This is a genomic window from Pantoea alfalfae (assembly GCF_019880205.1).
Taxonomy (GTDB): domain Bacteria; phylum Pseudomonadota; class Gammaproteobacteria; order Enterobacterales; family Enterobacteriaceae; genus Pantoea; species Pantoea alfalfae.
The window spans coordinates 2,270,047-2,295,584 of sequence record NZ_CP082292.1 but is presented as its reverse complement, the minus strand read 5'-3'; the positions used below and the strand labels follow the sequence as shown (position 1 = coordinate 2,295,584).

29 protein-coding genes and 1 other annotated feature are annotated in these 25,538 nt (G+C 55.0%); of the genes, 17 read left to right on the top strand and 12 right to left on the bottom strand.

The window, feature by feature from the left end:
• Positions 1-5: 5 nt before the first annotated feature.
• Positions 6-1,001 carry a succinylglutamate desuccinylase gene (gene astE / locus K6R05_RS10720; RefSeq protein WP_161735866.1) on the top strand — a complete coding sequence of 332 codons (996 nt, stop codon included), beginning with the start codon at positions 6-8 and terminating at the stop codon, positions 999-1,001.
• Between the two features lie 307 nt (positions 1,002-1,308).
• Positions 1,309-1,803: an ATP-independent periplasmic protein-refolding chaperone Spy gene (gene spy, locus K6R05_RS10715; RefSeq protein ID WP_161735856.1), complete on the top strand. Its 495-nt coding sequence runs from the start codon at positions 1,309-1,311 to the stop codon at positions 1,801-1,803.
• A 72-nt stretch (positions 1,804-1,875) separates the two neighbouring features.
• On the opposite strand, the gene cho is transcribed toward spy, so the two are convergent.
• The 4 genes from cho to K6R05_RS10695 form a co-directional block, all read right to left on the bottom strand.
• Positions 1,876-2,736, bottom strand: a complete 861-nt coding sequence (gene cho, locus K6R05_RS10710; protein WP_161735854.1) for an excinuclease Cho — start codon at positions 2,734-2,736, stop codon at positions 1,876-1,878.
• Positions 2,737-2,803: 67 nt separating this feature from the next.
• Positions 2,804-3,694, bottom strand: coding sequence for an aromatic amino acid DMT transporter YddG (yddG, locus tag K6R05_RS10705; RefSeq protein ID WP_222924119.1), 891 nt, complete (start codon positions 3,692-3,694; stop codon positions 2,804-2,806).
• Positions 3,695-3,754: 60 nt separating this feature from the next.
• On the bottom strand, positions 3,755-4,579 hold the full coding sequence (gene nadE / locus K6R05_RS10700; RefSeq protein ID WP_222924118.1) for an NAD(+) synthase: 825 nt from the start codon (positions 4,577-4,579) through the stop codon (positions 3,755-3,757).
• A 118-nt stretch (positions 4,580-4,697) separates the two neighbouring features.
• A complete protein-coding gene (locus K6R05_RS10695; RefSeq protein ID WP_222924117.1) occupies positions 4,698-5,900 on the bottom strand; it encodes a multidrug effflux MFS transporter in 1,203 nt (400 codons plus the stop codon).
• A gap of 303 nt (positions 5,901-6,203) precedes the next feature.
• Between K6R05_RS10695 and osmE the strand changes: the two genes are divergently transcribed.
• Complete coding sequence (osmE, locus tag K6R05_RS10690) at positions 6,204-6,539, top strand: osmotically-inducible lipoprotein OsmE (RefSeq protein WP_010245718.1); 336 nt, start codon at positions 6,204-6,206, stop codon at positions 6,537-6,539.
• 66 nt (positions 6,540-6,605) lie between these two features.
• Here osmE and K6R05_RS10685 read toward each other — a convergent pair whose 3' ends face one another.
• From K6R05_RS10685 to hxpB, 6 genes are all read right to left on the bottom strand, one after another.
• Entirely contained in the window at positions 6,606-6,995 is a 390-nt protein-coding gene (locus K6R05_RS10685; RefSeq protein WP_222924116.1) for a DUF6515 family protein, read from the bottom strand.
• A 188-nt stretch (positions 6,996-7,183) separates the two neighbouring features.
• Positions 7,184-8,575 carry an L-cystine transporter gene (locus tag K6R05_RS10680; RefSeq protein WP_161735845.1) on the bottom strand — a complete coding sequence of 464 codons (1,392 nt, stop codon included), beginning with the start codon at positions 8,573-8,575 and terminating at the stop codon, positions 7,184-7,186.
• A gap of 151 nt (positions 8,576-8,726) precedes the next feature.
• Positions 8,727-9,317, bottom strand: a complete 591-nt coding sequence (locus K6R05_RS10675; RefSeq protein WP_161735843.1) for a metal-dependent hydrolase — start codon at positions 9,315-9,317, stop codon at positions 8,727-8,729.
• Positions 9,318-9,466: 149 nt separating this feature from the next.
• The gene (gene kduD, locus K6R05_RS10670) at positions 9,467-10,228 is read right to left on the bottom strand and encodes a 2-dehydro-3-deoxy-D-gluconate 5-dehydrogenase KduD (RefSeq protein ID WP_222924115.1); all 762 of its coding nucleotides are present in this window, start codon (positions 10,226-10,228) and stop codon (positions 9,467-9,469) included.
• Between the two features lie 16 nt (positions 10,229-10,244).
• Entirely contained in the window at positions 10,245-11,081 is an 837-nt protein-coding gene (kduI, locus tag K6R05_RS10665; RefSeq protein ID WP_161735841.1) for a 5-dehydro-4-deoxy-D-glucuronate isomerase, read from the bottom strand.
• Between the two features lie 174 nt (positions 11,082-11,255).
• The gene (hxpB, locus tag K6R05_RS10660) at positions 11,256-11,924 is read right to left on the bottom strand and encodes a hexitol phosphatase HxpB (RefSeq protein WP_161735839.1); all 669 of its coding nucleotides are present in this window, start codon (positions 11,922-11,924) and stop codon (positions 11,256-11,258) included.
• A 149-nt stretch (positions 11,925-12,073) separates the two neighbouring features.
• Here hxpB and K6R05_RS10655 point away from each other — a divergent pair, with 149 nt between their 5' ends.
• On the top strand, positions 12,074-12,610 hold the full coding sequence (locus tag K6R05_RS10655) for a YniB family protein (RefSeq protein WP_013357676.1): 537 nt from the start codon (positions 12,074-12,076) through the stop codon (positions 12,608-12,610).
• Between the two features lie 12 nt (positions 12,611-12,622).
• Here K6R05_RS10655 and K6R05_RS10650 read toward each other — a convergent pair whose 3' ends face one another.
• Together K6R05_RS10650 and ghoS are read right to left on the bottom strand one after the other, a co-directional pair.
• Positions 12,623-13,516: a fructosamine kinase family protein gene (locus K6R05_RS10650; protein WP_222924114.1), complete on the bottom strand. Its 894-nt coding sequence runs from the start codon at positions 13,514-13,516 to the stop codon at positions 12,623-12,625.
• 78 nt (positions 13,517-13,594) lie between these two features.
• Positions 13,595-13,915, bottom strand: coding sequence for a type V toxin-antitoxin system endoribonuclease antitoxin GhoS (gene ghoS / locus K6R05_RS10645; RefSeq protein ID WP_222924113.1), 321 nt, complete (start codon positions 13,913-13,915; stop codon positions 13,595-13,597).
• A gap of 351 nt (positions 13,916-14,266) precedes the next feature.
• Here ghoS and K6R05_RS10640 point away from each other — a divergent pair, with 351 nt between their 5' ends.
• From K6R05_RS10640 to K6R05_RS10580, 13 genes are all read left to right on the top strand, one after another.
• The gene (locus K6R05_RS10640) at positions 14,267-15,028 is read left to right on the top strand and encodes a DUF481 domain-containing protein (protein WP_161735834.1); all 762 of its coding nucleotides are present in this window, start codon (positions 14,267-14,269) and stop codon (positions 15,026-15,028) included.
• Between the two features lie 248 nt (positions 15,029-15,276).
• Entirely contained in the window at positions 15,277-17,205 is a 1,929-nt protein-coding gene (gene thrS, locus K6R05_RS10635) for a threonine--tRNA ligase (RefSeq protein WP_161735832.1), read from the top strand.
• Positions 17,206-17,208: 3 nt separating this feature from the next.
• The gene (gene infC, locus K6R05_RS10630) at positions 17,209-17,760 is read left to right on the top strand and encodes a translation initiation factor IF-3 (protein WP_033732471.1); all 552 of its coding nucleotides are present in this window, start codon (positions 17,209-17,211) and stop codon (positions 17,758-17,760) included.
• 99 nt (positions 17,761-17,859) lie between these two features.
• Entirely contained in the window at positions 17,860-18,057 is a 198-nt protein-coding gene (gene rpmI / locus K6R05_RS10625; protein ID WP_004157374.1) for a 50S ribosomal protein L35, read from the top strand.
• 44 nt (positions 18,058-18,101) lie between these two features.
• Positions 18,102-18,458 carry a 50S ribosomal protein L20 gene (gene rplT / locus K6R05_RS10620; RefSeq protein ID WP_003853267.1) on the top strand — a complete coding sequence of 119 codons (357 nt, stop codon included), beginning with the start codon at positions 18,102-18,104 and terminating at the stop codon, positions 18,456-18,458.
• A gap of 117 nt (positions 18,459-18,575) precedes the next feature.
• Positions 18,576-18,701, top strand: a sequence feature (Phe leader region).
• Positions 18,581-18,625 (top strand): pheST operon leader peptide PheM, encoded by a 45-nt coding sequence (gene pheM, locus K6R05_RS10615; RefSeq protein WP_106120997.1) that lies wholly within the window; start codon positions 18,581-18,583, stop codon positions 18,623-18,625. (Overlaps the previous feature by 45 nt.)
• 71 nt (positions 18,702-18,772) lie before the next feature.
• On the top strand, positions 18,773-19,756 hold the full coding sequence (gene pheS, locus K6R05_RS10610) for a phenylalanine--tRNA ligase subunit alpha (protein ID WP_161735830.1): 984 nt from the start codon (positions 18,773-18,775) through the stop codon (positions 19,754-19,756).
• A gap of 14 nt (positions 19,757-19,770) precedes the next feature.
• Positions 19,771-22,158 (top strand): phenylalanine--tRNA ligase subunit beta, encoded by a 2,388-nt coding sequence (gene pheT, locus K6R05_RS10605; protein WP_161735828.1) that lies wholly within the window; start codon positions 19,771-19,773, stop codon positions 22,156-22,158.
• A gap of 4 nt (positions 22,159-22,162) precedes the next feature.
• Entirely contained in the window at positions 22,163-22,465 is a 303-nt protein-coding gene (ihfA, locus tag K6R05_RS10600; protein ID WP_003853259.1) for an integration host factor subunit alpha, read from the top strand.
• Positions 22,466-22,665: 200 nt separating this feature from the next.
• Positions 22,666-23,649 (top strand): vitamin B12 ABC transporter permease BtuC, encoded by a 984-nt coding sequence (gene btuC / locus K6R05_RS10595; RefSeq protein ID WP_222924112.1) that lies wholly within the window; start codon positions 22,666-22,668, stop codon positions 23,647-23,649.
• Between the two features lie 50 nt (positions 23,650-23,699).
• Complete coding sequence (locus K6R05_RS10590; protein ID WP_222924111.1) at positions 23,700-24,245, top strand: glutathione peroxidase; 546 nt, start codon at positions 23,700-23,702, stop codon at positions 24,243-24,245.
• On the top strand, positions 24,246-24,995 hold the full coding sequence (btuD, locus tag K6R05_RS10585) for a vitamin B12 ABC transporter ATP-binding protein BtuD (protein WP_222924110.1): 750 nt from the start codon (positions 24,246-24,248) through the stop codon (positions 24,993-24,995).
• A gap of 68 nt (positions 24,996-25,063) precedes the next feature.
• Entirely contained in the window at positions 25,064-25,522 is a 459-nt protein-coding gene (locus K6R05_RS10580) for a C40 family peptidase (protein WP_013357687.1), read from the top strand.
• Positions 25,523-25,538 lie beyond the last annotated feature (16 nt).

Below are 25,538 nucleotides of genomic sequence, written 5' to 3'. Positions count from 1 at the left end.
GAATGATGCAGGACTTTTTACAGCAAACGCTTTCCGGCGAGGTGCCGCGTAAGCGCAGTGGTGAAACGGCGCATCTTCGCTGGCAGTGGTTGTATCACGGCATACTGTTAATGGAGCCAACGGTGCCGGTTAAACAGGCGCTGGTTCTTTCCGCCGGGATCCACGGTAATGAAACCGCCCCGGTTGAAATCGTGAACCAGCTGATTAATCCCCTGCTGCGCGGTGAAAAATCGCTGCAGCAGCGCATGCTGGTGATTCTGGGTAATCCCACAGCGCTGCGGGCGGGTAAGCGCTATGTGCGCTATGACATCAACCGGCTGTTTGGCGGACGCTGGCAGCAGATTGACGATGGCGATGAGGCCCGCCGCGTGCTGCGGCTGGAGCAGACGCTGGAAACGTTCTGGCAGCTGGGCGAGTGCGATGAGACGCGCTGGCATCTCGACATGCACACGGCGATTCGCGGCTCTTATCATCCTCAGTTCGGCGTGATGCCGCACAACGAGCGCCCCTGGCCGCCTGCGTTTCTTGACTGGCTGGCCGCTGCCGGGCTGGAAGCGCTGGTTTTCCATCGCGCGCCGGGCGGCACCTTTACTCACTTCAGCTGCGAACACTTCGGTGCGGCCAGCTGTACCCTCGAGCTGGGCAAAGCGCTGCCGTTTGGCGAGAACGATCTCAGCCAGTTCAGTGCAGCACAGCAGGCGCTGGCATCTTTACTCTATGGTGAAGCCATGCCCGTCACTACCGTTAAGCCGCGCCACTATCGGGTTGCGCAGCAGATCACCCGGCTGAGTGAGCACTTCACGCTCCATATGTCGCCGGAAACGCTGAACTTTACCGCCTTTCCACAGGGGACGTTACTGGCGGAAGATGGCAACACCCGCTATTACGTGCAGCAGGCACGGGAATATGTGCTGTTCCCAAACCCCAACGTAGCAGCCGGGTTGCGTGCCGGGCTGATGCTGATAGAAGAGGGCGAACAGACTCAGGCACTGCCGGTCTGATGGCTGAACTTACCAGCGCTGTTCATGGCGCTAAAAAATCGGCAGGAAAAGCGCGAGAGAGCCTTCCGCTTTCCTGTCGTAACCCTTACACTCCTCCATGATTTCTGCGAAATTCGCTGTAAATTCATAAACGTTTTCAATTCCTCACGCCTTTCTTCTTATTCTCTTCATGATTGCCCGATTTTTATCTTTTATGCTTTCACGGCTTTACTCAGGCTCTGAGTAGTTGACGTTCAGCGTCGTATGCTTGTTTCCGAAGACGCGACAGAGTGCTGTCGTCATTATCATGAATTATAAGGACACGATTATGCGCAAACTGACTTCCCTTTTACTGGCTTCTTCGCTGGCGTTTGGTGCAGCTACCGCCGTCCATGCTGCTGCAGATAACCTGACTCCACCGCCAGCAGGCAGCGAAAAAGCACTGCATAAACCGCCAATGCGTCATGGCCCGGAGATGATGTTTAAAGGTCTGAACCTGACCGACGCGCAGAAAACGCAGATGCGTGACATCATGAAAGAGAGCCACAAAGATATGCAGCGTCCGTCGCTGGATGAGCGTCGCGCAGCCCACAGCATCATTGCCTCTGACAGCTTCGACCAGAGCAAAGCAGAAGCGCAGGCAGAAAAAATGTCCGCAAATGCGAAAGAGCATGCGCTGAAGATGCTGGAAACTCAGAACAAGCTCTATAACGTGCTGACGCCGGAACAGAAAAAACAGTACAACGCGAACTTTGAAAAGCGTCTGACTGAGAAAGGCCCGCATGATGGAAAAATGGCACCGCCAGCAGAACCGGCTGAATAACCTTAGCTAAGCCACCGGTCTGAGACCGCCGACGCTGTCCACTGAAGTAAGTGGGCAGCATCGGCGGTTTTTTTATAGCGGAAGAATCGGGTAGGCACCCGACAGAATCGGGCGGCAGAGGATTTTGTAGCCGTCGTGGTCAAAACCGCCTTTGGGCCGCTGCAGTTTTCTGGCCTCATCCATGCTGTTCACCGAACCAAGATAGAACCAGTGGTCGATGACGTGAATCTGGGTCATCTCTTTGCCTTCCTCCACCAGACCTACGGCACCCTGCCAGGGCCAGCAAAAGACCCGGACATTCTCCAGCGCTTCCAGCAGACGATCCTGATGATCGCTGACCGGCTCTTTACCGCAGCAGGCACCGGCGCAGCGGCGCAGTGCCGAACGGAAGCAGCCCCGACCCGCACTCAGCGCTTCCAGACCCAGCAGGCCATGACAGAGCTGATACTCATCCGCAAGCTGCTTCAGTCGTTCAAGCGCAGCAAAGCGACTGCGATAGAGGCCAAACAGGTTGGGAGACTGGCTGAAATCGAGATCTTTTGCGTAAACCACATTCGGTTTGCCATCGGTAATCTGTAACGAGCAGAGCTGCCGGTTTTTGCGCAGCCGCTTATTAAACAGCGGTTGCTGGGTTTTGATCATCTGCGCTTCCAGCAGCAGTGCACCGAGATCACCTGCGGTAGGGATCCAGCTTACTCGCCGCGACTGACGCAGCATTTTCGCCTCATCAGGGGTGCGAAAATGGGACATTACCCGCGAACGCAGATTGACACTTTTACCGATGTAGAGCGGCAGTGACTCACTCTCGCCGTGAAAGGTATAGACACCAGGGTGATTCGGCAGACCTTCCAGCCATTCACGCAGGTGTTCAGGATATTGATAAATTTTATTCGCGTCGGGTTCGGGACGAAGAATGGCAGCACGTCTGGCCAAAATGAACTCCACTTACTGGTTGTCCATACAGCATAACAGGCAGGCGAAATGATCGCCAGCCGTCTGGTTAAAGACGCCGTGTCGCCAGCCAGCAGATCAGCGAACCCAGGGTAATCATCGCGACCCCCTGCCAGAAGACCAGCGGTGGCGTCAGGCCGAGCCATAGCGATCCCAGCAGGGCCGACAGCACGGGCGTGAAATACGAGGCAGTGGCCAGCAGCGTCAGGTTGCCCTGCTGAATCCCGTGGTTCCAGGCGGAGTAGGCGATAGCGGTAGAGAGTCCGACAAACAGCACCTCCAGCAGTGGAACCAGTGCAAAGGTCATCGGCGCGGCACGATCGCTAAAGACATATTTAATCCACAGCGCCATCGCGGTCAGGATAAAAAACAGCGTGACGCCGTTCGAACCCCGGGCGCAGCGGCGGGTAACGTTGTTGTAGATCGCCCAGGTCAGGGCAGCGATAAAGGCGAGTGCATAGGCGACAGGATTACGCAGCATGTTCTGCCATAACAGCGCAGGCGACCCGCTGCCGCTGCTTTTCATTACCCAGACGATCCCCAGCAGCGACAGCAGCAGTCCGGGCCAGAGCCAGACGCGGAAACGTTGCTGATTAAATGGAATAGCCAGCACGATGGTGAGGCAGGGCCAGAGATAGTTAATCATTCCCAGCTCCAGCGACTGACTGCGATCGCTGGCCAGCCCGATCGCCAGCGCCAGAGAGATTTCATAGCCCACGAAGAGGGTCCCGCCCAGCCATAAATAGATCGCAGGCATTGCGCCGGGCTTTGGCAGGCCGCGGGTCAGGCAGAGCAGGAGCGCTGTGGTGGTATAGATCAGCGCCGCGCCGCCAGTGGCACCAAAGGCTTCACTGACGCTGCGCAGCAAGCCAACGGTGGTGCTCCATAGCAGAATGGCAATAAGTCCGATGAAAGTGGCGCGCGAAACGGTGACAGGCATGCAGCGATCAACAAGGTGAGTGAGAGAAGCCTCCCTTGTCGGGGCAAAGGAGGCGTGGAATTACTTCCAGAAGTCGTCAAATACCGTGATCGGCGGGCGACGTTTGTGCTCGGTCTTCAGATACCAGCCTTCGATGATGCGGGCGTTATCAGGATTGATGGTTTTCCCTTCCAGATAATCATCGATCATCTCGTAGGTGACACCCAGCGCCACTTCATCCTGCAGGCCAGGACGATCGTCTTCCAGATCGGCAGTCGGTTTCTTCAGGTAGAGATGCTCCGGGCAGCCAAGATGCTTCAGCAGCTGTTTGCCCTGGCGCTTGTTCAGGCGGAACAGTGGGTTGATATCAGTGCCGCCATCGCCATACTTGGTGAAGAATCCGGTGACCGCTTCTGCCGCGTGGTCGGTGCCGACCACTACCCCTTTGGTCATGCCTGCGATGCTGTATTGCGCTTTCATTCGCTCGCGCGCTTTTTCATTACCGCGCACGAAGTCGGAAAGCGTAATACCGGCTTCTTTCAGCGCGCGCTCACTGGCCAGCACCGACTCTTTGATATTGACCACCAGTGAACGGTCAGGCCCGATAAACGCCAGCGCGTCCTGACAATCCTGCTCATCCGCCTGCACACCATAGGGCAGACGCACGGCAATAAAGGTGTAGTCATTATCGCCACTCTCCTGACGCAGTTCCGTAATCGCCGTTTGCGCCAGCTTGCCTGCCAGGGTTGAATCCTGGCCGCCGCTTATTCCCAGCACCAGCGTTTTCAGTCCGCTGTGACGTTTCAGGTAGGCTTTAAGAAAATCGACGCTGACGCGCACTTCCTGGTCGGCGTCGATAGCGGGTTTCACACCCAGTGCTTCAATAATTTCCTGCTGCAGTGACATGAACTTCTCCTCAGGTCAGTGGCCTGTCGGCTTAATGCGAACGTTTTAATAAAGCTAACGTGCCTTCGCCAAAACAACAAGCTTAAGCGGCAACTGATTAAGGCTTAACATTGCGAAATCAGTGAGTTTTTACCCGCGGCAGCGGTTTTTTGGCCAGCAGGCTGAACATCAGAATTGCCATCATAAAGCAGCCAAAAATGGTGGCGCACATGCTCAGTACCGAGGTACCGCCGATGCCGGTGATCGGCACGGTAACCGCGCCCAGGGTGAACATGGTGACGCCAATCACTGCGGAGGCGCTGCCCGCGCGGTGGCCCTGACTCTGCATCGCCAGTGATGAGGCGGTGGTGGCGATCACGCCATTACTGGCGATGGTAAAGAACAGTGCCACCAGCAGTAGCGCTAACGGGGCATGTAACAGCGCGGCCAGCAGCAGCAGACTGGAGGCGACAAAGGCCAGCGTCAGCCCGCCTTTCAACACCCGATACTCGCCCCAAAGTGGACAGAGGCGGGCGCTGGTTTGCGAGGCAATGATCAGACCAAATCCGTTGGCCGCAAAACAGAAGCTGAAGGCCTGAGGCGACAGGCCATAAAGCTGTTGCAGGACAAACGGTGAGGCACCGATGTAGGCGAACATGCCGGACATCATAAATCCCTGGGTCAGGCAGAAGCCCATAAAGGGGCGATGGGTTATCACCTGACCCAGCGCTGCGTAGGCGGAGAAAATCGATCCTTTACTGCGCCGTTCTTCTGGCAGCGTTTCATGCAGCTTCCAGCGTGCCAGCAGAATCAGGAGAATGGCTATGCCGCCCAACACCATAAAGATGCCGCGCCAGTTGACTATCGTCATCAGCACACCGCCCAGTACCGGTGCGCCAATCGGTGCCAGGCCGTTGACCAGCATCAGCAGCGCGAAGAAACGCGTCAGCTCATGACCGCTGTACATATCTCGCGCAATCGCCCGTGACAATACCGCACCACCTGCACCGGCCAGTCCCTCGAACAGTCGTGCCAGCAGCAGCTGGTTAATATCCTGCGCCAGTGCACAGCCCATCGAGGCGATAAACAGCAGCCCCAGTGACAGGGTCAGCGGACGCAGGCGGCCGAACTTATCGCTCATTGGACCAAACAGCAGCTGTCCAACGCCCAGACCCAACAGACCGGCGGTAAGACTCAGCTGCGCGGTTGCGGTTTCAGTGTGCAGATCCTGCGCCATTTGTGGCAGGGCAGGCAGATAGAGATCGATGCAGAGCGGGCCCAGTGCGGCCAGCAGGCCGAGCGTAATGGCGTAAACCAGGCGGTTGGCGTGTACAGGGGTCATTTATCCTCGGATTCGTCAGCGATGGGGTGAACAGAAAGCAGGTAAGCCAGTAAATTACAGAGACCCGTTACGCAGCTATCACACTGATCAACGCCCTCACAGATGATGGCCGATGAGTCTGAAAACGGGTCGTTACGGCGTGTCTGTTTTGCGGGGAAGTATACGTCTGCGTTGACAGCAAAACAGCCTTCTTTACGATATCCTGACGTTTACCATGCCACGAATTGTTACTCATAAACTTGATAAATCAGCATTTATGTTCCAGGCTTGTTTCCACATGGACAATAAATGAGGAACAACAAGATGAATAAAGTGATGGGATGTATCGCTGCGGCGCTGACGCTGGCTGCACTGTCTGGTTGTACGACTTACGATCGTGCTGAAAGCTACGTGACTAAGCCAGTTGTTAAGGATGTTAAAAAAGGTATGACCCGTGATCAGGTTCGTCAGATCGCCGGTACGCCGTCTACTGAAATCACCATGGTTCACGCGCGCGGCACCTGCCAGACTTACGTACTGGGCCAGCGCGACGGTAAAGCACAGACTTACTTCGTGAGCTACAACGATACTGGCCGTGTGATGAACTACGGCTTCCAGAGCTGTGCGGAATATGACACCGATCCGCAGGTTCAGCAGTAACACGTAGCACTCCTGAATAGCAAACGGCCCGTCGTCATGACGGGCCGTTTTTCGTTGTGGCGCGGACTACAATCCTGCCGGACGTGGCACCTCAACATAATCACCGTCTATCTGCCGCTGGTAGTAGTGGCCGTCCTGCACATAAAAACGTTTACCATTAAAGTCGAGTACCCGCATTTCATTGCTGACCCGCGACCCGGCTGGCGGTTCGACCACCACATATTCATCCCCGTGACGCTGATAATAACTGCCGTTCAGCAGGTAGTAGGTCAGTCCGCCAATCAGCACCGCGGTAGCGGCTTCAGGTAAAAAACGCACCGGGCCAGGACCGCCCCAGTGGGGGCCGGGTCCGCCATGTCGACCCCATCCACCCGGGCCCCAGTCGCCAGGGTGGGCGAAAGCCAGCGCGGGCGTCAACAGCGCCAGCGTCAGAAGCGAGGCAATAATTTTTTTCATCGGATGTCCTCCTCATAAGACTGGATGCAGAATTCGCTTTTTGCCGGGCAAAGACAAGCATTAAAGCGGCGATTTTTCGCCTGTTTACCATGCTTAACGCTTTCTTAACGGCGTCGCCATCAATGGGGAGGATTATGGAGAGGCAGAGTGGAAATAACCTGGCGCGGGCGCGCCAGGCTTACAGCAGATTAACGATGCGCCAGCTCGGCGTTGTCGTCACTTTCCAGTACGCGCTTATCGGTCAGACCTAACCAGCGGCTGGTCAGGGAACCGGCGGTCATGGAACCGTTAACGTTCAGTGCCGTACGACCCATATCAATCAGCGGCTCAATGGAGATCAGCAGCGCCACCAGGGTAACAGGCAGGCCCATTGCAGGCAGAACAATCAGGGCGGCAAAGGTGGCACCACCGCCGACACCGGCCACGCCTGCGGAGCTCAGCGTCACTATCCCAACCAGGGTGGCAATCCACAGCGGATCAAACGGGTTGATTCCAACCGTTGGCGCAACCATCACGGCCAGCATGGTTGGATAGAGGCCGGCACAGCCATTCTGTCCAATTGTGGCACCAAAGGAGGCCGCGAAGCTGGCAATCGAATCAGGTACGCCCAGACGACGGGTCTGCGTCTCTACGCTCAGTGGAATGCTCGCTGCGCTGGAGCGGCTGGTGAAGGCGAAGGTGATCACCGGCCACACTTTACGGAAGAAGCGCAGCGGGTTGATGCCATTCACCGACAGCAACAGGGCGTGAACACCAAACATGATGGCCAGACCCAGGTAAGAGGCGACCACAAAGCTGCCCAGCTTGATGATGTCCTGCAGGTTAGAACCGGCAACCACTTTGGTCATCAGCGCCAGCACACCGTAGGGGGTCAGCTTCATTACCAGACGAACCAGCTTCATAACCCACGACTGCAGCGTATCAATTGCGACCAGCACGCGCTGACCTTTCACTTCATCATCTTTCAGCAACTGCAGGGCAGCGACACCCAGGAAGGCGGCAAAGATGACGACGCTGATAATGGAGGTTGGACTGGCGCCGGTCAGATCGGCAAACGGGTTTTTCGGGATAAAGGAGAGCACCAGCTGTGGCACGCTCAGGTCAGAGACCTTGCCGACATAGTTGCTCTGGATCGCACTCAGACGCGCGGTTTCCTGCACACCCTGTACCAGACCTTCCGCGCTCAGACCAAACAGGCCGGTCACGAACACGCCAACCAGCGCCGAAATTGCGGTGGTAAACAGCAGTACACCAATGGTCAGTACGCTGATTTTCCCCAGTGACGAGGCGTTATGCAGACGGGCAACCGCGCTCAGAATTGAAACGAACACCAGCGGCATCACCACCATCTGCAGCAACTGGACATAGCCATTACCGATGATGTTAAACCAGCTGATAGACTCTTTTACCACTGCGCTGTTTTCGCCGTAGATCAACTGCAAAACCAGGCCGAACAGCACGCCGATCACCAGACCGGTCAGCACTTTTTTCGACAGGCTCCAGTTCTGACGGCTGAAGCGGGAGAGTAATACCAGCAGCACTACAAAGGCCACGATATTAAGCGTAAGAGGAAGGTCCATGCTGAAACTCCAGAGTAATGCGGCTTTCCCACCCGGGAAAGCCGCATAATGTTAATCACGAATTAAGACAGCAGGAATGGTAACAGCAGGTGCAGAGGGTGCCTTATATCCAAATGGCATGGTTTATAACTTAATGGTGTTTTGTGCGGATTTATTGCGCAGTATGACTGGAAATTAATCGACTGACGCCATTTTGTAGCGTATCAAACAGCTGAGCCGGCCAGCCGTTTGCACCAAAATATGGCATGCCGACCGGGAACCACAGCGCATAGCCGACCAGTCCCAGACACAATGCCCGCTCAAGCTGGTTTCCTTTCTGACTGCGCAGAATCGGCAGGCGGAAGCGCCAGCGGCAGGGCCATAGCAGCGGAACACCGGCGGGTGTCAGCATATCGGCCACAATATGACTGAGGTAGCCCAGCGTCAGACCCTGCAGTACGTCTGCCGGTATTGGCGACGACTGGGGCAGGTTTATCTGAAAAAGCCATAAACCGGCGGCCACCGCCAGCAGGCTATGGGTAAAGCCCCGATGACCGAACGCGCGCGCAATAGGATGAGAAAGCCAACGTAGTCGCTGTCCCAGCAAAGATTTGGGGTGGTCGATATCGGGCAACAGACATGTCAGCAGGGCTGAGGGAACAAGATGCCACCAGTCGGCCTGCGCCAGTACGGGTGTCAGCTCAGCACGCTTCGCAAAGATAGCGCTGGCAATGGCAAAAATAATGTGGCCTTCGCCCGTCATGATAGAACCTGGTTGCAAAGAAAGCTGTCGATGCATCCAGTATAGGGATTTATCCAGTAAATGAGAACATGTGACGCTGTAACGAAGCATGAATATTTTTAACAAGGCGGACAGCGATGAAACACTGCCCGCCCGTTCTGCCAGAAAGATTAACGTGCCAGCCAGCCGCCATCTACCGCCAGAGTATAGCCATTCACGTAGTCAGATGCGGAAGAGGCCAGGAAAACTATCGGGCCCATCATGTCATCAGGCACGCCCCAGCGGCCTGCCGGAATACGCCCCAGAATCTCTTCACTACGCGACTCATCATTGCGAAGCTGTTCCGTATTGTTGGTGGCCATGTAACCGGGAGCGATGGCATTGACGTTAATGCCATGTTTTGCCCACTCGTTCGCCATCAGACGGGTCAGACCCATCACGGCACTTTTCGACGCCGTATAAGAGGGCACCCGGATACCGCCCTGGAAGGAGAGCATGGAGGCGATATTGATGATCTTGCCGCCATTACCCTGCGCGATAAACTGACGGGCAACCTGCTGCGACAGGAAAAACAGGCTCTTGCTGTTAAGATTCATCACGTCATCCCAGTCCTGCTCGCTGAAATTCAGTGCGTCCTCACGGCGGATAATGCCGGCATTGTTGACCAGAATGTCAATTTTACCGGCAGCGGCCAGCGCCTGTTCAACCACTGAGGCCACCACGCTGGTCTGCATCAGATCGGCCTGCACCGGCCAGAACCGGCGACCCAGCGCCTCCACTTTACTGTGAGTATCATCTGGGCCATCACGGTTAACGCCGACGATATCACAACCCGCCTGGGCCAGGCCCAGCGCCATACCTTGCCCTAAACCGGTATTACAGCCGGTCACCAGCGCGACTTTACCTTCCAGGTTAAACGTACTCAGTACCATGGTATTTCTCCTCTGCTCAGCGCAGTTCACTGATTTTGACGTGGTCCATGTCATCAAAGACCTGATTCTCACCCACCATGCCCCAGATAAAGGTGTAACGCTGGGTGCCGACACCGGCGTGAATTGACCAGCTGGGTGAGATCACCGCCTGCTCGTTGTGTACCAGCAGATGGCGGGTTTGCTGCGGTTGCCCCATCATGTGGAAGACGGCGCACTCTTCGCTCATATCGAAGTAGAAATAGACTTCCATGCGGCGTTCGTGGGTGTGGCAGGGCATGGTGTTCCACAGGCTGCCTTCATCCAGTCTGGTTAAGCCCATGGTGAGCTGGCAGGTGGGCAACACATCCGGCACGATAAATTTGTTAATGGTGCGGCGATTAGAGGTCGCGGCATCACCCAGCGTCGCGGTTGCTGCGTCCTGCAGCGTGATTTTCTTGTCCGGGAAGGTGCTGTGTGCTGGCGCACTGTTGTAATAGAATTTGGCCGGCTGTGCAGGGTTCAGGCTGCGGAACTGCAGGTTGCGCGCACCTTTGCCGATGTAAAGCGCCTCTTCGTGACCGATCTCCCAGGCTTTACCGTCAACCTCGACCAGACCCGGGCCGCCAATGTTGATCATGCCCAGCTCGCGGCGTTCAAGAAAGTAACTGACGCCCAGCTGTTTTCCCATCTCATCACCGATAATGACTGGCTTATTAACCGGCATCACGCCGCCAATGATGATGCGGTCGATGTGGCTGTAGGTCAGGGTGTAATTGTCAGCGGAAAAAATCGTTTCAATCAGAAACTCGCGGCGCAGCGCGTCAGTGTCGAGTTGTTTAGCGTGATCGCTGTGAATGCTTTGGCGAATGTCCATCTCAGGCCTCTCTGCAGGTCAGGTTATTCATGCCCCGAATGCGGACGCTTCGGGCATCTTAGGCAGAGCGCGAGGGGAATTCAATAAAAATGAAACGTTGTTTTATTTTTTGCGGGGTAGATCAACTGGCAGGCGCAGTGGGCAAAAAAAAGCCCGCTATGTGCGGGCTGTTTATTATCCCTGCAGATGCTGCAGGCTAAGCTGTGTCAGATTGTCCAGCCGGACATCCGCCAGCGCCCAGCGCGGATCGTCACGGTGTTCAGCGGCGGGTACCACAATCGACCGCATGCGGGCCGCTTTGGTCGCGATCATGCCATTAAACGAATCTTCCAGCGTGACGCAGTTGAGCGGATCGATCGCAAGGCTGGCGGCGGCGTTGAGATAGACCTGCGGATGGGGCTTGCTGTAGGGCAGCGCTTCTGCTGAAGACAGCACATCAAAATAAGGGCGCAGATTGAAGATTTCCAGCACCTGTTCCAGCATCTTTAGCGGCGATGCGGAGGCCAGGCCGATTTTCAGCCCATGTTCCCGGCACAGTTGCAGTGCCGTTTCCACGCCCGGCAGCAGTGGCCGCGTCTGATCCACCAGCGTCATGGCGCGCGTAATAATCCGCTCAGTGACCTCCTGCTGAGAGGGGCCATGCCACGGCAGCGTTTCGTACCACATCCGCACAGTCTGATCGATACGCAGGCCAAGGGTATCGGGCATTTCACTGCGGCGTGACAGGTCAACGTCCAGCGTTGAAAAGATATCCAGCTCAGCCTGATCCCATAGCGGTTCAGAATCGATCAGTAAGCCATCCATATCAAACAGGGCAGCAAGGACAGGGCGGTGCCAGGCCATCAGCGGTCTCCTTATAAATAAAGTCGGTTTAACCATAACATCATTCTCTGCTGACGCCTGCTTCATCCTATTGACCACGCTTTATTTGGGAAATTTCTCCGTTGGCAGGTAGACTGACGGCAAATTGGATTCCAGGTTCAGGAGATATTATGACCTATCAACAGGCTGGCCGTATCGCCATCCTTAAGCGCGTGGTGGGCTGGGTGCTCTTTTTAGTGGCACTCCTGTCGACCATTATCTCAGTATTGAGCTTTATGTTTAAGCACAGCGAGAAGCAGCCAGGTATTGACGCCGTTATGCTTGATTTCGTGCATGTCATTGTCGATATGCTGCGCTTCAACACGCCGTTCCTGAACGTTTTCTGGCATAACTCGCCGGTACCGGAATTTAATGGTCAGATGAACCTGGGTTTCTGGCTGATCTACATTCTGATTTTTGTCGGACTGGCGCTGGAGTCATCAGGCGCGCGGATGGGACGGCAGGCACGTCACGTCAAAGAGGGCATTGAAGATCAGATGATTCTGGAGCAGGCAAAGGGCAGTGAAGGACGCAGCCGTCAGCAACTGGAAGAGAAGGTGCGCGTTCCTCGCCACACCATCTTCCTGCAGATTTTCCCGCTTTACGTCCTGCCAGTGGTGATTGCGATAGCCGGATATTTTGCGCTGTCGCTGCTGGGCTTTATCTGACCGTGAACGCCGTCAGGCCGGTCTGGCCTGACGGGTGCCGAGCGCATCTTCATCCAGCAACTGGCCAATGGCGAACTGCGCATCGCCAGGCCAGTGTCCGCCAAACACGTTAGCCCGATTCAGCAGATAGTAGAGCTGGTAGACCGGCAGACGCTGCGAAAAACCATCCGGTAGCGGCCACACCGCCTGATAGCCATCGTAAATCTGGCGGGGCAGGTCAGGATACCAGCTCAGCATGGCTAAATCGCACTCACGGTCACCCCAGTAACAGGCGGGATCGAACAGCCAGGGGCCACTGTCACTGCTGGCGCAGTTAGCGGGCCAGAGATCGCCATGCAGCAGCGATGGCTGCGGATGATGTGACGCAAGCACCCGCTGCACGGAGGCGATTATCAGCTCGGTATCCCCGTACTGAATCCCCTTTTCGGCCGCCAGCTGCAGCTGCCAGCCAATGCGCTGTTCGGCAAAAAAGACCGACCAGCGTCGCAGCCAGCTATTAGGCTGGGGCGTGGTGGTGATGTTGTTGTCGAAATCGAGGCCGAACTGCGTCTGTTCGCTCCACTGGTGCAGGTGCGCCAGCTGCTGACCCAGCTGATATGCACGCTGCTCATCAAGCGGCTGTGGCCTGATGTACTCCAGCAAGAGAAAGCTCTCCTCGCGATGATGACCCACACCATACACTTTTGGCACTCGAACCGTGCCGGTGCGCGCCAGCAAGGCAAGCTGGTCGGCTTCCCAGGTAAAAAGCGACAGCATCTCGCGGCTGTTACTTTTGACGAAGACATCGTGGTCACCGTAGCGAATATGCCAGGTGGGATGGATATCACCACCCGCAAGGGCGTGACGTTGAGTGATTTCGGCGTTGCCTAACTGCTCGCTTAACAGACGACTGATGGCTGACCACATAGGGCTATCCTCGTTGTTCGCTGCGTAAGTCCGATGCTGATGCCTGAATATTCACCAAAACCAGCGTGATTGCACCTTTTATTCTGGCGCGGAGGTGGCGGGGCGATGACTGGCAGTGTCCCGCAGATACTCTTCAAAGGTCATGACAGTCACATCCGGTTTCTGACCCAGTGCGTTTTCACCGGCAGCCGCAACCTGCTGTCGCAGATCCTCAGCGTCCAGCGTACTGACGATGCCATAACTGTTCGTGCCCAGTTCATGGGGATGGCCGTTTTCATCAGCCAGCGTGGTGGTGAAACCGGCGGCGGTCATCGCGCTGGTCAGCTCCAGGATGTCACTTAATCCCGACTCCTGATAATGAAAGGTCACGATATAACGGGTTAAGGCCGTATTGCTCATGAGGCACCTCCGGGAAAGAGAAACTGAACTGAGCGTAGACTATGGTGAAAATTCAGGCGAATTATGAAAGAGATGCTGGATGTCTGTCGTGACGCATAACGTAAATCAGTGTCAGGAGCCCTGCCATTGACGTAAAAATCTTTCTGCCGTTACGTCTGGCTTTTCATCTGGGCAGCACTATAATGCGCGACGTTAATAAGATGAGTCCCAATTAACATGGGTTGTCAGGGTGATTCCAGGCATTTTGTGTAAGTTAATAATTTTTTACAAAACTTACCGTAAATTGCATTGAATGCCGGGCAAAACGCTTCAGACTCTCCGTTTTTTAAACAGTCGCACGGATCACATTTAATGAAAGCCTATAACAAGCTGTCTGCTGTTCTTTTGCTCTCCGCCGGAGCGTTTTGTCACCAGGCACTGGCCGATAACGCCGTATTCACCTCAATGGATGACCCTTCCACGGCTAAGAAGCCATTTGAAGGCTCTGCTGCTGCGGGATACCTGGCGCAAACCGGTAACACCACCAGTTCATCAATGACGGCTCAGACCAATATGACCTGGTATCAGTCATCTATGGCCTACAGCTTGTGGGGTAACGCAGCGAACACCTCGTCAAATGATGAACGCTCTTCAGAGACGTACAACATCGGTGGTCGTTCACGCTACAACCTCAACTCCTATGACTACCTGTTTGGGCAGGCGAGCTGGTTAAGCGATCGTTTCAATGGTTATGATTCACGTGACGTGCTGACTGCCGGTTACGGTCGTCAGATTCTGAATGGTCCGGTGCACTCGCTGCGTGCGGAATTGGGTCCGGGTGTGCGTTATGACGATTACCACGCTGGCGGTCATCAGACCAAGGCGCTGGGCTATGGCGCAGTGAGCTATCAGTGGCAGTTGACCGACACCACCAAATTTATTCAGGGCGTATCCGTGCTGAGCAGCTTTGGTGAAGACACCACAGTGAACTCCGAAACCGGCCTGCAGGTCGCTATCAATAGCCACTTCGCGCTGAAGCTGGCTTACAACGTCACCTGGAACAACAATCCGGCTGAGTCTGCGCCAGATCGTACCGACACCAAAACCTCAATCATGCTCTCTTACGCAATGTAAGCGCATTTTAAACTGCGACATGCCTGGCGGTCTGACACTGTGTGTCAGGCCGCTTTTTTTTGTTCGCTCCATGGCTTAGCGAAAAGGGGATGGTTTTTCTCGTCGGCGAAAACTGCTATCATCCGCTACGCACTGCAATCCTGGCGACATTCCGACAATGTGGGTCTGATATCACGCCAGGTCACTCATTTTACATTACGTTGCATGTAAGCTTTCGTGTGGCTTACCACTGCAAATAAGGACATGAAATGCCTGTAATTACGCTTCCTGATGGCAGCCAGCGCGTGTTTGACCGCCCTGTCAGTGTCATGGATATTGCGCTGGACATCGGTCCAGGTCTGGCGAAAGCCTGTATCGCTGGTCGCGTTAACGGTGAACTGGTTGATGCTGTTGATCCCATCACCGACGATGCCGCTGTCGCGATCATTACCGCAAAAGATGAAGCGGGTCTGGAAATTATCCGTCACTCCTGTGCGCACCTGTTAGGGCACGCCATTAAACAGCTGTGGCCGGATACGAAAATGGCGATTGGCCCGGTCATTGATAACGGCTTCTATTATGATGTCGACATCGATCGTACCCTGACCCAGGAAGATATCGACCTGCTGGAAAAACGCATGCATCAGTTGGCTGAAACCAACTACGATGTGGTGAAGAAAAAAGTCAGCTGGCAGGAAGCACGCGACGTCTTTGCGGCGCGCGGCGAAATCTACAAGACCACCATTCTTGATGAAAACATCAGCCATGACGATAAGCCTGGCCTGTATCATCACGAAGAATATGTCGACATGTGCCGCGGTCCGCACGTGCCGAACATGCGGTTCTGCCATCATTTTAAACTGCAGAAGATCTCCGGTGCCTACTGGCGCGGCGACAGCAGCAATAAAATGCTGCAGCGTATTTATGGCACCGCATGGGCCGACAAAAAGCAGCTGGCAGCCTATCTGCAGCGTCTGGAAGAGGCGGCGAAGCGTGACCATCGTAAGATTGGTAAGCAGCTGGATCTCTATCACATGCAGGAAGAAGCCCCCGGTATGGTCTTCTGGCATAATGACGGCTGGACCATCTTCCGCGAGCTGGAAGTGTTTGTCCGCAGCAAATTAAAAGAGTACCAGTACCAGGAAGTTAAAGGTCCGTTCATGATGGACCGTGTTCTGTGGGAAAAAACCGGGCACTGGGAAAACTATAAAGAAGCCATGTTCACCACCTCATCTGAGAACCGTGAATACTGCATCAAACCGATGAACTGTCCTGGACACGTTCAGATCTTTAATCAGGGTCTGAAATCCTACCGTGACCTGCCGCTGCGTATGGCAGAGTTTGGTAGCTGTCACCGTAATGAGCCATCAGGTGCGCTGCACGGTCTGATGCGCGTTCGCGGCTTTACCCAGGATGATGCACACGTCTTCTGTACAGAAGAGCAGGTGCGTGACGAAGTGAACAGCTGTATCCGCATGGTCTATGACATGTACAGCACCTTCGGCTTTGAAAAGATTGTGGTGAAGTTATCCACCCGTCCTGAGAAGCGCATCGGTACAGATGAGATGTGGGATCGTGCCGAGGAAGACCTGGCCGCCGCGTTGAACGAAAACAACATTGAGTTTGAGTTCCAGCCCGGCGAAGGCGCGTTCTACGGCCCTAAAATTGAGTTCACTTTGTACGATTGTCTTGATCGCGCCTGGCAGTGCGGAACAGTTCAGCTAGACTTCTCCCTGCCAAAACGCCTTGAAGCAACCTACGTAGGTGAAAACAACGACCGTCAGACGCCAGTGATGATTCACCGTGCGATTCTGGGATCGATGGAGCGCTTCATCGGTATTCTTACCGAAGAGTTCGCCGGTTTCTTCCCAACCTGGCTGGCACCGCTGCAAGTTGTGGTAATGAATATTACCGACGGACAAGCGGAATATGTTGAGTCTTTGACGCGTAAGCTGCAGAATGCTGGCATTCGTGTGAAGGCAGACTTGAGAAATGAGAAGATAGGCTTTAAAATCCGCGAGCACACACTACGTCGCGTCCCTTATATGTTGGTCTGCGGTGATAAAGAGGTGGAATCAGGCAAAGTTGCCGTTCGCACCCGCCGTGGTAAAGACCTGGGAACGATGGATGTCGATCTGTTTGTTGAGAAGTTGCAACAAGAGGTTCGCAGCCGAAATCTTCACCAATTGGAGGAATAAAGTATTAAAGGCGGAAAACGAGTACTACCGACGCGTCCGAACAAAATTAACAGTGAAATCCGCGCAACTGAAGTGCGCTTAACGGGCATGGATGGCGAGCCGATTGGCATTGTCACATTACGCGAAGCTCTGGAAAAAGCCGAGGAAGCGGGCGGCGACTTAGTCGAAATCAGCCCGAATGCCGAACCGCCGGTCTGCCGTATTATGGATTACGGCAAGTTCCTCTATGAAAAAAGCAAATCTTCTAAGGAACAGAAGAAGAAGCAAAAAGTTATTCAGGTTAAGGAAATCAAATTCCGTCCTGGAACCGATGATGGCGACTATCAGGTCAAACTACGCAACCTGATTCGCTTTCTGGAAGATGGCGATAAAGCCAAAATCACGCTCCGCTTCCGCGGTCGTGAGATGGCGCACCAGCAGATCGGTATGGAAGTGCTTAACCGCGTCCGTAAAGACCTGTGTGAAGATCTGGATTTGGCCATTGTCGAATCCTTCCCTTCGAAGATCGAAGGCCGCCAGATGATCATGGTGCTCGCTCCTAAGAAGAAACAGTAGGCTTTCAAGTAGCAATAGCCGCGCAGCGTTCGCGCCGTGCGGTTATCTGTTCGCCTGTCTGGGTCATGTTATTAACAATGCGAAGTGGATATTTTTAAAATGCCAAAGATTAAAACTGTACGTGGCGCGGCTAAGCGCTTCAAGAAGACCGCTTCTGGCGGCTTCAAGCGTAAACACGCAAACCTGCGTCATATTCTGACTAAAAAATCTACTAAGCGTAAACGTCACCTGCGCCCTAAAGGCATGGTGTCAAAAGGCGATCTGGGTCTGGTTATTGCCTGCCTGCCGTACGCATAAGTAAATTTTTTTCATTAATTCAGAATATTAAACAGGAGAGCTAAATGGCTCGTGTAAAACGTGGTGTAGTTGCTCGCGCACGTCACAAAAAAATCTTAAAACAAGCTAAAGGCTATTACGGTGCACGTTCACGTGTTTACCGTGTTGCTTTCCAGGCTGTTATCAAAGCTGGTCAGTATGCTTACCGTGACCGTCGTCAGCGTAAGCGTCAGTTCCGTCAGCTGTGGATCGCGCGTATCAACGCAGCGGCACGTCAGAACGGCATGTCTTACAGCCGTTTCATCAATGGTCTGAAAAAAGCAGCCATTGAGATCGACCGTAAGATCCTGGCCGACATCGCAGTATTCGACAAAGTGGCATTCTCTGCACTGGTCGAAAAAGCGAAATCAGCCCTGGCGTAAGTCAGATGAAAAAGGGAGCTTGCTCCCTTTTTTATTGCCTGTAACTTACGCAAAAGATTGACATTTTCGTCGCAGAGCTTTTCAATAGACCCCCTGTATCGCATGACAAGGTAACCGCAAGCATGAATGCTGCTATTTTCCGTTTCTTTTTTTACTTTAGCGCCTGACATTCGGGGGCTTTTGCGCATAAGAGAAGAAACGAAAAACCGCGCTAAAAGCCTCCCTCGTGGAGGCTTTTTTGTTTCTGGCGCTAGCATATTGGACCGGCAGGTCCCAACGAGAACTGACCAGCCTGACTGGAAAAAGAGGAAATTATGTCCCAACTCGCAGAACTGGTGGCCAGCGCCACGGCGGCCATCGACGGGGCGACGGATATCGCCGCCCTTGACGCGGTGCGCGTCGAATACCTGGGTAAGAAAGGACATCTGACACTGCAGATGACGACGTTACGCGAGCTGCCAGCAGAAGAGCGTCCTGCAGCAGGTGCGGTAATCAACGAAGCGAAGCAGCAGGTCACTGAGCGCCTGAATGCACGCAAAGATGCCCTGGAATCCGCCGTGCTGAATGCCCGTCTTGCGGAAGAGACCATTGATGTCTCGCTGCCGGGTCGCCGTATTGAGAATGGCGGTCTGCATCCGGTCACCCGCACCATGGATCGCATTGAGACTTTCTTTGGCGAGTTAGGCTTTGGCGTGGTAACAGGGCCAGAAATTGAAGATGATTATCATAACTTCGATGCGCTGAATATTCCTGCGCACCACCCGGCACGTGCCGATCACGACACCTTCTGGTTCGACGCCACGCGTCTGCTGCGTACTCAGACCTCTGGCGTGCAGATCCGCACCATGCAGGCTCAGCAGCCGCCTATCCGCATTATTGCGCCAGGCCGCGTCTACCGTAACGATTACGACCAGACTCACACGCCGATGTTCCATCAGATGGAAGGGCTGATCGTTGATAAAAACATCAGCTTTACCAACCTGAAAGGCACGCTGCACGATTTCCTGAACAACTTCTTCGAAGAAGATTTACAGATTCGTTTCCGTCCTTCTTACTTCCCGTTCACTGAGCCATCGGCAGAAGTGGATGTTATGGGTAAAAACGGCAAGTGGCTGGAAGTGCTGGGTTGCGGCATGGTGCACCCTAACGTGCTGCGCAATGTCGGCATCGATCCGGAAGTTTACTCTGGTTTCGCCTTTGGTATGGGCATGGAGCGTCTGACCATGTTGCGCTATGGCGTGACTGACCTGCGTGCTTTCTTCGAAAATGATTTACGTTTCCTCAAACAATTTAAGTAAGGGCAGGATATCCAATGAAATTCAGTGAACTCTGGTTACGCGAATGGGTAAATCCAGCCCTGGACAGCGCTGCGCTGTCTGAACAAATTACTATGGCCGGTCTGGAAGTGGACGGGGTTGAGCCGGTTGCCGGTGCGTTCCACGGCGTTGTGGTCGGTGAAGTAGTCGAGTGCGGCCAGCACCCTAATGCCGACAAGCTGCGTGTCACCAAAATCAACGTGGGCGGCGATCGCCTGCTGGATATCGTCTGTGGCGCGCCGAACTGCCGTCAGGGACTGAAAGTCGCCGTCGCGACCGTAGGCGCTGTGCTGCCAGGTGATTTCAAAATCAAAGCGGCCAAACTGCGTGGCGAGCCCTCTGAAGGAATGCTCTGCTCGTTCTCTGAGCTGGGTATTTCCGACGATCACAACGGCATCATCGAACTGCCTTCGGATGCGCCGGTTGGCACCGATATCCGCGCTTATCTGCAGCTGGACGACAACACTATCGAAATCAGCGTTACGCCTAACCGCGCCGACTGTCTGGGTCTGATCGGTATCGCCCGTGATGTTGCCGTGCTCAACGGCCTGCCGCTGAACGTACCGGAGATGCAGCCGGTCGCGGCGACGCTTAACGACACGTTCCCGATTCAGGTTGACGCGGCAGAAGCCTGCCCGCGCTATCTGGGCCGCGTCGTGAAAGGGATTAACGTTAAGGCTGCTACGCCACTGTGGATGAAAGAGAAGCTGCGTCGCTGCGGCATTCGCTCTATCGATCCGGTCGTCGATATCACCAACTACGTTCTGCTGGAGCTGGGTCAGCCGATGCACGCCTTCGACCTTGACCGTGTTGATGGCGGTATCGTGGTGCGTATGGCGAAAGAGGGCGAAAAGCTGACGCTGCTGGATGGTACGGAAGCCGCCCTGCAGAGTGATACTTTAGTGATCGCCGATCATCATAAAGCGCTGGCGATGGCCGGTATCTTTGGTGGTGAACATTCGGGTGTGAACGGCGAAACGCAGAACATCCTGTTTGAGTGTGCTTATTTCGATCCGCTCTCTATCACTGGTCGCGCTCGTCGTCACGGTCTGCATACCGACGCATCACATCGCTACGAGCGTGGCGTTGACCCGGCACTGCAACACGTTGCGCTGGAGCGTGCCACTCAGCTGCTGCTGTCTGTCTGCGGCGGTGAAGCGGGCCCGATTATCGATCAGACTCATCAGTCAGCGCTGCCTGTACCCGCCACGATCACGCTGCGTCGCGAAAAGCTGGATCGTCTGATTGGTCACGTGATTGCAGATGAGCAGGTTACCGACATTCTGACGCGTCTCGGCTGTGACGTGACTGTAGGTGAAGGGCAGTGGCAGGCCGTCGCACCGAGCTGGCGCTTCGATATGGCCATTGAAGAAGATCTGGTCGAAGAAGTGGCCCGTATTTATGGCTACAACAATATTCCTGATGTGCCGGTACAGGCGGGTCTGGTGATGACCCATCACCGTGAAGCGGATCTGTCGCTGAAACGCGCCAAAAACCTGCTGGTAGATAAAGGTTATCAGGAAGCAATTACTTATAGTTTCGTTGATCCGAAAATCCAGCAGCTGCTGCATCCAGGTGAAGAGGCGCTGCTACTGCCAAGCCCGATCTCCAGCGATATGTCGACAATGCGTCTGTCACTCTGGACCGGTCTGCTCAGTGCGGTGGTTTACAACCAGAACCGTCAGCAGAGCCGTGTACGTCTGTTTGAGAGCGGCTTACGCTTTGTGCCAGATACGCAGGCGGATTTGGGCATTCGTCAGGATCTTATGCTGGCTGGCGTCATCAGCGGCAACCGCGTTGAAGAGCACTGGGATCTGGCGCGTCAGACAGTTGACTTCTATGATTTGAAAGGCGATTTAGAGTCGCTGCTCGATTTAACCGGCAAACTGGATGAGATCAGCTTCCGGGCTGAGGCGAATCCGGGGTTGCATCCAGGACAGAGCGCGGCGATTTATTTACGTGATGAACATATCGGATTTATCGGCGTTGTTCATCCTGAGCTGGAACGTAAGCTTGATCTCAATGGCCGCACCTTAGTCTTTGAACTGCTTTGGAATAAGGTCGCAGACCGCGTCCTGCCTGACGCGCGCGAGATTTCTCGCTTCCCGGCGAACCGCCGTGATATTGCCGTTGTAGTGGCTGAAAACGTCCCTGCAGCAGATATCATTGCGGAGTGTAAGAAAGTTGGCGTAAATCAGGTAGTTGGCGTAAACTTGTTTGACGTGTACCGCGGTAAGGGCGTTTCTGAGGGCTTCAAGAGCCTCGCAATCAGCCTGATTTTGCAGGATACCAGCCGGACACTCGAAGAAGAGGAGATTGCCGCGACCGTTGGCAAATGCGTTGCGGCATTAAAAGAGCGATTCCAGGCAACCTTGAGGGATTGAACCTATGGCGCTTACAAAAGCTGAGATGTCAGAGTACCTGTTTGAGAAACTCGGGCTGAGCAAACGCGATGCCAAAGAGTTAGTAGAGCTGTTTTTCGAAGAGGTACGTCGCGCTTTGGAAAATGGAGAACAGGTAAAACTGTCTGGGTTTGGTAATTTTGACCTGCGTGACAAGAACCAGCGTCCTGGCAGAAACCCGAAAACGGGTGAAGATATTCCGATTACTGCGCGTCGCGTAGTAACGTTCCGCCCAGGACAGAAGCTGAAAAGCCGCGTAGAGAACGCTACACCCAAAGAGACTGACTGAATTTCAGCGTTTCAAAAAGGCCGCGCAAGCGGCCTTTTTTCATGGTTCCGGTAAGCAGCTTTCAGGGTTTCAGTAAGCCAGGATCCCGCTTCCCGCGCCCGTCAATGCCCACACCAGCCTGGCGCAGAGCCCCTTTCAGCCTTTCTTTTTTCACCAATCTCTCTACAATCAAATCACTGTTTTCTCAGCTAATCCCGCTTATGTCTCTGCTCGACACGTTCGCACGCCAGGCCGGTCAACGCGGCCAGAAGTGGCTGATTGCGCTCGCCCTTATGCTCGCTGCACTGCTTTGTCTCAGCCTCTGTGCTGGAGACAGCTGGGTCGCGCCCTCTGCGTGGTTCAGCGATAGCGGACAGCTCTTTGTGTGGCAATTGCGGCTGCCCCGCAGTCTGGCTGTCGTCCTGGTGGGCGCGTCACTGGCGGTATGCGGCGTGGTGATGCAGGCGCTGTTTACCAATCCCCTGGCGGAGCCGGGCCTGCTCGGCGTTTCGAATGGTGCCGGTATCGGCCTGGTGCTCGGCATGCTGCTGGGCAGCGGCTCGCTGTGGAGCCTTGGGCTGGCGGCGATGGCCGGCGCGCTGATTATTACGCTAATCCTGCTGCATTTTGCTCATCGTCAGCTCTCGGTCACCCGGCTGTTGCTGACCGGCGTGGCGCTGGGGATTATCTGCAGTGCCATCATGACCTGGGCGGTTTACTTCAGCACCAGCCTCGATCTGCGTCAGCTGATGTACTGGATGATGGGGGGATTCAGCGGCATTGACTGGCGCTATGGCTGGATGATGCTGGCACTGCTGCCGGTGATGCTGGCGCTGGGGGCGACCGGGCCGATTCTCAATCTGCTGGCTCTGGGCGAGACCTCCGCCCGTCAGCTCGGGCTGTCACTCTTCTACTGGCGTAACCTGCTGGTGCTGGCCATGGGCTGGCTGGTCGGCATCAGCGTCGCGATGGCCGGCGCTATCGGCTTTGTCGGGCTGGTCATCCCGCATCTGCTGCGCCTGAGCGGCATCAGCGATCACCGCTATCTGCTGCCGGCATCGGCATTGGCGGGCGCGGCGGTGCTTCTGGCAGCCGATATCGTGGCGCGTCTGGCACTGACGTCAGCGGAGTTGCCGATAGGCGTCGTGACGGCGACACTGGGCGCGCCACTGTTTATTATTTTACTGGTGAAATCTTCGCGCTAGCTTCGGCTGGCTACTCTGTATCCACAACCGCATCCATTACAGGAAAAAGCATGAACATTTATGAGACTGAACTGGTTACGCTCGACGGGGAAAAAACCACGCTGTTAAAGTGGCAGGGCAAAGTCCTGCTGGTCGTCAACGTTGCCTCGAAATGTGGTCTGACGCCGCAATACGAAGAGCTGGAGAACCTGCAGAAAGCCTGGCAGGATCAGGGTTTCAGCGTACTCGGCTTCCCCTGCAATCAGTTTCTGGAGCAGGAACCGGGCAGCAGTGAGGAGATCAAAACCTTCTGCAGTACCACCTATGGCGTGACGTTCCCGATGTTTGCCAAAACCGAGGTTAATGGCCCGGCGCGTCATCCGCTCTATGCACAGCTGATTGCGGCCCGACCTGACGCGGTGCGTCCTGAAGGCAGCGGCTTTTACGCGCGTATGGAAAGTAAAGGACGCGCGCCGAAAGAGCAGGGCGACATCCTGTGGAACTTCGAAAAGTTCCTGATTGGCCGTGACGGCAGTGTGATCCAGCGTTTTGCACCAGACATGACGCCGGAAGATCCCATCATTCTGGAAACGATTAAACAGGCGCTGGCAAAATAGATGCTGTTGCGCCTGCAACAGGCCGCCGTCCCCGGACGGCTGCTGCCCCTGACCGGCGAACTTGCCGCCGGTCAACTGCTTCACATTGCAGGCCCGAACGGAGCCGGTAAAAGTACCTTACTGAGTGTCATTGCGGGGCTGCAATCCGCCTCTGGCAGGGTGTTGCTGGATGAACAGCTGCTAAGTAACTGGAACGGTGCGGCACTGTCCAGGGTGCGCGGCTGGCTGCCACAGCAGCAGGCACCCCTGAGTCAGATGCCGATCTGGCACTATCTGCGTCTTCATCTTAAATCGGCGGGGCCGCAGGCCGATGCCCGTCTCAGCATGCTGCTGCAGCGGCTTCAGCTGCAGGATAAGTTATCGCGTTCACTGACCCGGCTCTCCGGCGGGGAATGGCAGCGCGTCCGGCTGGCAGCCGTCTGTGCTCAGATTGATCCTCACATCAATCCTCACGGGCGGCTGCTGATCCTTGATGAGCCGTTGACGGCGCTGGATATCGCCCAGCAAAAAGCGGTGGACGATTTGATTGCAGCGCTGTGCGCGACGGGGATCAGCGTAATCGCCAGCAGTCACGATCTTAACCACAGCCTGCAACAGGCAGACAGGGTCTGGCTGATGGATAGCGGGCAGGTGATCGCGCAGGGCGAACCTTCAAAGGTTCTGACGCCGCAGCGCCTGACACCGCTCTACCAGATTGCATTCCGGCAGATTGAGCTTGAAGGACGCACGCTGCTGACCGTTCTGCCCTGATACTTGCTACCTGGCGGGCTTTACCGCTACATTATGCCGGTTGCAACTTCTGATAAGGACATTTGGCGATGCGCCTGGGTTTGCTGATTTTAGTTCTGCTGCTGACGGGATGCAGTCATCACGCTCCGCCGATTAATGGTCGTCTTTCCGATTCAATCACCGTGATAGCGGAACTGAACGATCAGCTCGGTCACTGGCGCGGTACCCCTTATCGTTATGGCGGCATGAGTCGTAACGGTGTTGACTGCTCCGGCTTTGTCTATCTGACCTTCCGCGATAAATTTGCACTGCAACTGCCGCGCACCACCTCAGCCCAAAGCGATATTGGCACCCGCATCAGCAAAGATGAACTGCTGCCAGGCGATCTGGTCTTTTTCAAAACCGGACGCGGTGAAAATGGCCTGCATGTGGGCATCTATGATACCGATAACGCTTTTATCCACGCCTCGACGAGTCAGGGCGTCATTCGCTCCTCACTCGACAATGTCTACTGGCGAAAAGTGTTCTGGCAGGCTCGCCGTATTTAACAGCAGGTTTGCGAAA